Annotated in this window: 6 protein-coding genes and 1 pseudogene; all 7 read left to right on the plus strand. The window is 32.5% G+C overall.

Going from position 1 to position 8,575, the window contains the following annotated elements; translation table 11 throughout:
• Window positions 1-210 (plus strand): annotated as a pseudogene (locus tag ACHZC3_RS09540) (F0F1 ATP synthase subunit alpha); the annotation flags it as partial.
• 1,418 nt (window positions 211-1,628) lie between these two features.
• Entirely contained in the window at window positions 1,629-2,846 is a 1,218-nt protein-coding gene (locus tag ACHZC3_RS09545) for a tyrosine-type recombinase/integrase (protein WP_394759633.1), read from the plus strand.
• A gap of 293 nt (window positions 2,847-3,139) precedes the next feature.
• On the plus strand, window positions 3,140-4,048 hold the full coding sequence (locus ACHZC3_RS09550) for a hypothetical protein (protein ID WP_394759634.1): 909 nt from the start codon (window positions 3,140-3,142) through the stop codon (window positions 4,046-4,048).
• Between the two features lie 144 nt (window positions 4,049-4,192).
• Entirely contained in the window at window positions 4,193-4,474 is a 282-nt protein-coding gene (locus ACHZC3_RS09555) for a helix-turn-helix domain-containing protein (RefSeq protein ID WP_394759635.1), read from the plus strand.
• Between the two features lie 286 nt (window positions 4,475-4,760).
• Window positions 4,761-6,896 (plus strand): VapE domain-containing protein, encoded by a 2,136-nt coding sequence (locus ACHZC3_RS09560; protein WP_394759636.1) that lies wholly within the window; start codon window positions 4,761-4,763, stop codon window positions 6,894-6,896.
• A 708-nt stretch (window positions 6,897-7,604) separates the two neighbouring features.
• Entirely contained in the window at window positions 7,605-8,054 is a 450-nt protein-coding gene (locus tag ACHZC3_RS09565; protein ID WP_394759637.1) for a T9SS type A sorting domain-containing protein, read from the plus strand.
• Between the two features lie 10 nt (window positions 8,055-8,064).
• Window positions 8,065-8,575, plus strand: a 511-nt coding sequence (locus ACHZC3_RS09570) for a SpvB/TcaC N-terminal domain-containing protein (RefSeq protein WP_394759638.1), incomplete at its 3' end; no start/stop codon positions are given.

Here is an 8,575-nt window from a genome sequence, read left to right on the forward strand (position 1 = left end):
GAGCTGATCATCGGCGACCGGCAGACGGGCAAGACGGCCGTCGCGGTCGACGCGATCATCAATCAGAAGGGGAAGGACGTCATCTGCATCTACAACGCGATTGGACAGAAGCAGTCCACGATCGCGCAGGTGGTGCGGACGCTCGAGGAAGCCGGCGCGATGGAATACAGCATCGTTGTCGCGGCAGGCGCGTCGGACCCCGCACCGCTCCTGTATATCAGCTGTCTATCCACAAAGATACCAACAGATGCATTTTTAATTGTTGCATGATTGAAGATATTATTTGTGCTGCCTTCAGCAAGGTAAATAATTCCCCATTGTCCAGGTGTTTCGGCAAAAGTAGGTTCCAATCGATCACCTTCAAAAATAACTTCATTTAATAGTGGTGTTGCAGTGGGTGAGGCTATTCCATTTACTTGAATACTTCCACCGCTTTTTACAAAGATTCCAGATTCGTTATGAAAATGTATTCTAGCACCAGGATCAATTGTGAGAACATCTCCAGACTTAACACCTGCGTAACCGTATATGACATAAGGTTTAGCATTGGTAAAATTTAATTCACTACCACTAAGTTCGAACCCATAAATTTTACTATCAGGATCAGTATCGTCCAATTGTAAATTTTCGTAAGAATAACCGCCACTTCCATTAGGAGTTCTGTCAGGAAATAAAAAGATGGCATCTTGAATCAGCGTTACTAAATTTACTTTTTGTTGCAAAGCACCTGCATCAAACAAAATCTCATCTGTGTAAAGCATGTCAGCAGGATTTGCAGAAGCTATATCGACAGTAGTTTCGATGAAGACAAACAAACTATCATTAGCTAAAAGTTCTACATTTGGAAATATTTTGCCATCGCCAACAGTGTTTGCATCTGAACCATCTTCACCAGACATACCATCAACCATCAATCTGTATTTTGAAGCACTTCCTTTTGCTAAGGCAATACTTGGAATCGTAATATCATCGTTACTTCGGTTATAAACTTTTAGCATATAAGTACTTGAACCAATATTAGTAAAAACAGTATCTAAATAAACAGTAGTTTTTGAAAACTCTAATTTTCCAGAACTAGGAACTGTTTCAAAGTCTTTTCGGCAAGAAGTTATAGAAATAGCTAGAGTAAGTATAAATAGAATTGTATAACGCATGGTTGATTTAATTTTTGATAAAAATAGTGAAAATGTACTAACGAAAGAAAATGTTTTTTATTCTCTGGAATTCAAAAAAAATTATGTGAGCTGATTCTTTAAAATTTGTGTTTTTACCACAGATTCACAGATTTAAAAAAGGGATTGATTGCTAAATCAGTACTGATTTTTATCTTTTTTTTGAATTAGAGTAATTAACTTCCTTTTTTTCTTTTTCAAATCTGTGAATCTGTGGTTATCAAATCAAAATTCCAACAAGTTCCATTTTGCACTTAAAGCACTGTATTTATTTACTTTATAAAAATAACGAGATAAAAATAAAGCATCAAAAAGCAACAAAATACTTGTTTAGTTGTACCTATTGTTGTACCTTAGTACCACGATGCACTCGAAGTAAATACCTATAAAATAAGTCCCTTCGCTCGTTTGCATTGATTTACAAATATAGTATAACATTTCTAAATCGCAACTATTATGGCATCAATTAAGCTAGTTTTAAGAACACATCAGGCAGACCAAACAGGACACAGCCCTTTGTACATTCGAATCATAAAAGATAGAAAAACGAAATTTATCACTGCTGGAGTAAAACTTAAGGAGAGCGAGTGGGATGAAATAAAGCAGAAAGTAAAAAAGAACCATTCCAATAGTGCAAGAATGAACGCTTCATTATCTCAAAAAATTGCAGATGCTGAAGGGCAAGTTGCCGATTTAGAACGCAAAGTAAAATCCATTTCTATCAATAAAATAAAGGAAGCTATAAAAGGGAAAGAAGTGCCGAACTTTTTTGATTATGCTTACAAAAGATGTGAAAAAATAAAAGGCAATCTCGCCGTAAGTTCGCATCGAAGCTATTTTATGAGCATCAAAAAATTTGAAGATTATTTAGGCACAAGAGATGTTTATTTTGATGATATTACCGTTTCGGTGTTGATGGATTACATCAGCCATATGAGTAATGTGATGAAAAACTCGAACACAACCCAACGCCAAAAGATAATAATTTTAGCTATTATGTTCAAAGAAGCTATCAAAGAAGACATTATTCCACAATATATGTATCCGTTTAGCAAACTCAAATTAACACGTAATAGCGGTGTGCGGTCTTTTTTAAACAAAGAGCAAATCCAAGAACTGTTAGACCTGAAATTTGTTTCTGGTTCATCGTCAGAAATAGCAAGAGATATGTTTGTTTTTTCTATTTATGCAGGTGGTTTGCGTTTTAGTGATGTGGTCGATTTACAACACCAACATTTCAACGTTGAAGAAAACAGAATTAAAAAAGAAATTCGCAAAACAGGACGAATACATCACTTCAAAATCGGAAAAATTGCTTTAGATATAATGACCAAATACCGAAAAGAAAAATCATTGCCAGATGATTTTATTTTTCCGATTGTCAAAAAAAAGGACTTGTATTTCAAAAATGAAGAAGCCAAACATAAAATTATCGAAAGCGGAAATGTACTGTGTAATAAATATTTGAGACTGATGGGCAAATCAATAAAATTACCATTTTCGCTATCTTTCCACTTGTCAAGACACAGTTTTGCAACCAATGCTTTAAATAATGGTATGAGAATTGAGCATGTTTCTAAACTAATGGATCATCAAGATATTAGCACAACACAGATTTATGCCAAAATCATAAGCGAAGAACTAGATAAAGCAGTCGATAATTATATATTTTAAATTTTATTTCTTAAAATGTAATAATATTCTTAAATAATCGTTGTTATCCGTAGTAATGTTTGGTAGTTCTATTTTGTTAGAATTGTTGATAAATTATTCTGAAATCCTTGCGTTAAGGATTTTTTTTTATCTCTAAATTAGCCAAGAAGAAACAAGTAATTTTCAGAGCAATAAACACCAATAAAAGTTGAAAGATAGCTACAAATGCGATATCGATTAACCTATAAAAAAGTAAAACATGCTTTTAGTTGCCTTTCCAAATACAATGAAAAACGCAAATTCGATAACAGCAATTGAATCCAAACGAACAAATAGTACAAACATCTCCGTTTGTAGAGTTATTGGCAGTGCCTACGGCACAAGCCACAAATCTGTCATTTGATATTATCATCAATCAAGAAATTACACTTCAAAATTATTGTGAAGCTTTAATAGCTAAAATTTTCGAGCTACCACAATCAGAATACACCGCTTTTATAAATTACCAAATTTACCAGGTAAAAGAACCATCAATTTGGTTAAACAAATTAGAAAAATTATTAGCCAATAATGAAGGCTTATTCACATCAAAATGTGCTTTTACTAGAATTAGCAAACTCATCAATTTGATTGAACAAAAACGCAAAGAAATGCAATCTACGAGCGTAAAAGAAACCAAAACGAATACTCCAAAAAGATTAATCAATGCAGATGCAGAGGATAGATATTTTTCATTTCATGAGACAAAACAACATATTGAAACACTTGAGAATTTCAACGACAAGATAATTTATTTGACTGAAGAAATATTTGATTATGAAGAAGCGGATATTATTTCAAAAAATAAAAATCTAGGCGAATACAATTTTCAATGCGAAAAACTAAAAGTAAGATTACAAACCACTAGAAAGTTGCTTTTGGATATTGAGAAAGAAAAACAAGAAAATGATTTAAAAGCAATTTCAGAGATAAAACCAATATTCAAAATCCGTTTAAATGGTCCAATAAACATCTTAACAGATGCTTACAAACAAATGATGAATGAGGTAAAGCCAAACGGAAAACCTTACATTGAGTACAAAATAAAAGAAATTGCAAAATTCATTTGTGATAATTATCTAGACGAAAACGGAAATGAACTTTCAATTCTTACAATTCAAACGTATTTGTCACCAACTCGTACCGATAAAAATCCTAATAATGGCTGGAAAATAAAACTGTAGTCCGATTTTTTCTAAAATTAACATTTTAACTCTTCAATATTCATAAGGTCTAACAAACTATTTAGTCTGATAAGACCAAATAAGTCTAATCGGACTTTTTTATATTTCTTCCATTTGCACCATAACAATTTAAAACTTTTAAAAATGGAAGCAATTATCTTCACAAAAGACCAATTTACAGATTTAATGAGCAAATTAGACACGATTCAAAGTCAAATTTCTATTAAAGCAGACCCTAAAAAAGAAACGTTTTTAGATAATCAAGAATTTCTATTACTCTTAAAAATTTCAAAACGTACCGCACAAACTTGGAGAGATGAGGGAAAAATTTCTTTTAGTCAAGTGGGTAACAAAATTTATTACAAATTATCAGATGTCGAAAAACTAATGCAAGAGCATTACAACAAATCTTTTAAAGGTAAATAATATGAAAGAGTGTAACGGAACTTGCGAAGTTTGCGATTGTAAGACGAATATTAATCGAAACTCGAAATCGTCCTAGTAATTTGGAAGCGAGTGTCAATCAATTGAAAAATCCGTAAAAAGAAATGCTGTTTGAGGCTTTAGCCGAGTTCTTTTCTTTTAGGATTTGAAATTAAGATTGACCGCTGAAAATTCCAAGACTTGACTTTTTGTTTCTTTTGGGTCAAGCCAAAAGAAAAGAAACAAGAACAAAACACAAATCATCAATCTTTTAAAAAATAAGCTTGAAATGGAAAAAACAATAACAGTTTTTAAAAACTTCAACGAAGTAATAGAACATAAAAAAATAACCGAAATCCTCCAAGAAATAAAAACAGGAAAGTACAAACACGCCATAGTTTACTTGCGAAAATCACTTACCGAAAACAAATTAGAAGCTTACGAAAAAGTTAAAAAATCACTTCCTGCTTTTACACCTTCAGCAAAATTTGTTGGAGGGCGTAAACTGGAATTTTTAGCCGAATATTCTAATTTTATTATTTTGGATATTGATAAATTGAGTAAGGAAGAATTACAAAAAGCATCAATAAATGCCAATCAATCCGAGTTTACTTTTGCCAGTTTCATCAGTCCGTCGGGAAATGGATTAAAAATTTTAGTCAAAACAGACACGCCAAAAACCGAACACAAAGAAACTTTTATAAAAATTCAAGCACATTACGAGAGTATTTTAAAATTAGAAATCGATAAATCGGGCAAAGATATAACTCGATTATGCTTTTATTCTTTCGATGAAAATTTATATCTAAACGAGAATTCAAAAACCTTTGTCACATCGAGCGAAGTCGAAATTCCTTTAATCGAAACACGACCAAAACCTAAAACCCAAGACCCAATACCCGAAACCAATTACGAAGTAATTTACAATCATTGCATAAAATTCACCGAAAAAAAAGTGCAATATGCGAATGGTAGTCGTAACGTATTTGTACATCAATTAGCCTGTAATATGAACCGAAAAGCAGTACCAATGGATATAGCTTTAAATTTCATTCAAACCGATTTTAATTTTGATGACAAAGAAGTTTCACAAGCAGTAACAAGTGCCTACGGCAATATTTTAGAATTTGGTAAAACCGAAAAAGCAACTAATCCAAATGAAAAACAAAACAAAAAAACTAGCAAAAACACTGATGATGAAGATGACGACGACGATGAAAAACCGAGAGTTACACAAATTGACAAACTCGAAAATTTTTTATCAGGAAAGTATGTTTTTCGTCATAACATAGTTTCAGGTAAGTTAGAGTTTCAATATTTCGGAAAGAAAAAGTGGAACGTAATGAACGATTTTATCGAAAATTCTATGTTGCGTGAATGTCTAAAAGCAAGAATTAAAACAAACCTTTCATCACTGAGAAACTTGCTTTATTCAGATTTTTGTGTACTGTTCAATCCTTTTGAAGATTATTTCAATAATTTACCAGAATACCAACCCAATAGCTCCCTCCCCGAAGGGGAGGGTTGGGGTGGGGAAGATTATATCCTTCAATTAGCAAACACGATAACAACCACAAAACAAGAACTTTGGCAGCAATGTTTTAAAAAATGGTTAGTAGCAATGGTTGGGTGTGTTCTTGATGAAAAGGTTATAAATCACACAGTAATCGTATTCAGTGGCAAACAAGGATTAGGAAAAACAACGTGGGTTGAAAAATTAGTTCCCAAACAATTAAAAGAATATTTATTTTCTGGAACCATAAACCCAAACAATAAAGATACGTTGGTTCAACTGGCAGAATGTATGTTAATCAACTTGGATGAATTAGAAAATCTTAACCGTTCCGAAATTGGAAGTTTAAAAGAAATCATTACAAAAACCCAAATCAGAATGAGAAAAGCCTACGGACACAACAACGAAACAATGCCCAGAAGGGCATCATTTGCGGGAAGTGTCAATACTGCTCAATTTTTGAACGACAGTACAGGAAGCAGAAGATTTCTTTGTTTTGAGTTGGAAGGCATCCAATACCAGCACGATGTAGATATAAATTTGGCATTTTCACAAGCATTGTTTCTTTTTAAAAGTGGTTTTAGGTTTTGGTTTGACCAGGAAGAAATAAAATCAATTACCGAAAATAACGAACAATACCAGTTAAGAAGCCCAGAAGAAGAACTGCTTTTAACGTGGTTTGAACCAAGTGAAAGAGAAAAGGCAAATGCATTTCTCAACACTTCTCAGATAGCAGCCAAACTAGCCGAAAAAGCCAAGATAAACATTACAGACGGAACGATTAACAAATTAGGTAAAGCACTAAAGAAACATGGTTTTATTCGATTTAATACAAAAAATGGCTATGTATACTCACTTAATGAATTCAGTTATGAAGAAGTAGAAAACAAAAACAAGGAATTTAGTGAATAAAAAATCTGTGCTTTGTCACCTTGAGTGTAGTCGAAAGGTATGTAATATGTGGCAAAAAAAATAAGCTAGTAAAGTGGAAGTCGAAGACTTCCACTTTGTTTATTTAGCACCAAAAACAACTGAATACTAAAAACTGAACACTGACACTAATTTACTCTCTTTTTCTTTATTTTGAATTGATAAGATTGATAACCAAATTTCACCACAAACAATTGTAGTTTTTTTAATAGAAAATAATCAAGCCAAAACATATCTAAATAAGGCAAAGTAACAAACCACACATTCCATTTTGCACCTAAACAGCCGCATAAATCCGTTTTTTACAAATCGGTAAAATAAAAAAATGTTTACCTCATTTTTTGCTTATCAATCTTATCAATTCAATTCGGTGTATTGTGGCGTAATTCATCGTTTTATTTTGCCTTTCATCTATTTTATAAAAAACACATTACTAAAATGCTATATTTGCACGAAATAATGAAAAAATCGTTCTTACCGTATTAAAAAATATAAAGCATTGCTTTATTCTTGTTAAAGAAAACTCGAAATTTTTAATTGACACAAGGATAGACTCTGCCCATGCACTTGCGTGGGCTTTGTTTATTCGTGTCAAGGGTATTCGAGTACCTCTTTAACGGTAGACATTGCTTCACGCATTTATTTTATATGAAATCATTAAAAATACAATAGTTAACTAAAAAATTAATCATGAAAAAACTTCTTACTCTTGCCTTTCTATTACTAAGCTTAATGAGCAACGCTCAGCAAAAAATAAGTTTCGCTTATGATGATGCAGGTAATCAAATTCAAAGATTGATGTGTTTAGGCTGTCCAGCTAAAAACTCAGGAGAATCACCCAAAGAAGTAGCCGATTTAAAGCAAGAAGATTTACAAAAATTCTTCCCAACGGATGTTATTTCCTATTACCCAAACCCTGTAAAAGAACAATTATATCTTAAATGGGAATTAATAAATGATAATAAAGTAACTTCAATACAATTGTATTCTTTGAGCGGACAGTTGGTAAAATCATATAATAAGTTAGAAAACACAGACAATCAGACCATGACTTTTGGAGTATATCCTAACGGTATATATACGTTATTGTTGTTATATGCAAATGGGGAAGAAAAATCAATCAAAATTATAAAAGAATAAATACACACCAATGAAATTACGTTTATTAGTCATAATGCTATTTTTAGCAAACACATTATTTTCTCAAAATTTTCACGATACACAAGGTAAACTTGAAATTTCAAGTGCCGGTCAAGCTAACTATACTTTGCCTATTGCTATGCCAGCAAGTATAAAAGATGTTGGTCCAATAATAAATTTGGTTTACGCAAGTGGGCAGAATGGAGGTATTGTAGGACAAGGGTGGAATATCAATAGTATTTCTAACATTGCTCGAATCTCAACAAGACAAGATATTGATGGTTTTAGAGATGGAGTAGATTTTGATTCGGATGATAAGTTATCTCTTGATGGACAACGGCTATTGTTAAAATCGGGTACGGGAGCATATTGGTCTGATGGTTCACAATATGAAACTGAAGTTCAGAGTAATACAAAAGTAGAATTAAAAGGAACAGGAGCTGCAATGTATTTTATTGTAACTTCTCCAGATGGGTCTCGTGCATGGTATGGGAATTACGGAGGAATGAATGCAACCGATG

This window comes from Flavobacterium sp. (genome assembly GCF_043720215.1).
Taxonomy (GTDB): Bacteria; Bacteroidota; Bacteroidia; order Flavobacteriales; family Flavobacteriaceae; genus Flavobacterium.